Annotated in this window: 1 pseudogene; it reads left to right on the top strand. The window is 71.2% G+C overall.

Annotated features, from left to right (window positions below):
* Positions 1-601, top strand: a pseudogene (locus EN750_RS38000) (peptigoglycan-binding protein LysM); the annotation flags it as partial.

The following is a 601-nucleotide window of genomic DNA, read 5'->3' as shown; positions in this document are numbered from 1 at the left end:
CACTCGACCCGTATCTCAATCCCACGCCGCCGGCGCAAGTGGCGGCGCAGACGCCGCCCGCAGCGCAAAAATCGGCCGATCCCAGCACCGAAGCGCGGCTGCCCGCCGCGGAGGTCCCTGCGGCTCCCGCCGCGGTGCCCCAGGCAACGGCACCGGCCGCACCGGCCGCGGACGCGGCGGCGCCGGCTGCGGCCGGTCCGGTCGCACCGTCCTTCGATGTCGTGCGCGTCGAAAGCAATGGCTCGATTGTCGTCGCCGGCAATGCGGCGCCCAACGCCAAGGTCGAGATCCTCAACGGCTCGACGGTGCTTGGCTCGACGGTCGCTGGTCCCGATGGCGCCTTCGTTATCATTCTCGACGATCCGCTGAAGCCCGGTGATTATACGATCGCGCTGCGCGCGACCACGGGCGATGTCGTAACGCCCTCGGTGCAGACCGCCGTGGTTTCGGTTCCCAAGGATGCGGCCGGCCAGGTGCTGGCCATGGTCGAGGAGCCGGGCAAGCCGGCCGAATTGCTGACCGTTCCCGCGCCCGCGGCAAAGCCGGCTGCTCAGGCCACCGCGCCGGCTGCTCCCGCAGCCGAAGCGCCCGCAACTGCTCC

Origin of the sequence: Mesorhizobium sp. M7A.F.Ca.ET.027.03.2.1, assembly GCF_003999175.1 — a bacterium.
Lineage (GTDB): Bacteria > Pseudomonadota > Alphaproteobacteria > Rhizobiales > Rhizobiaceae > Mesorhizobium.
This window is presented reverse-complemented; position numbering and strand designations above follow the sequence as displayed.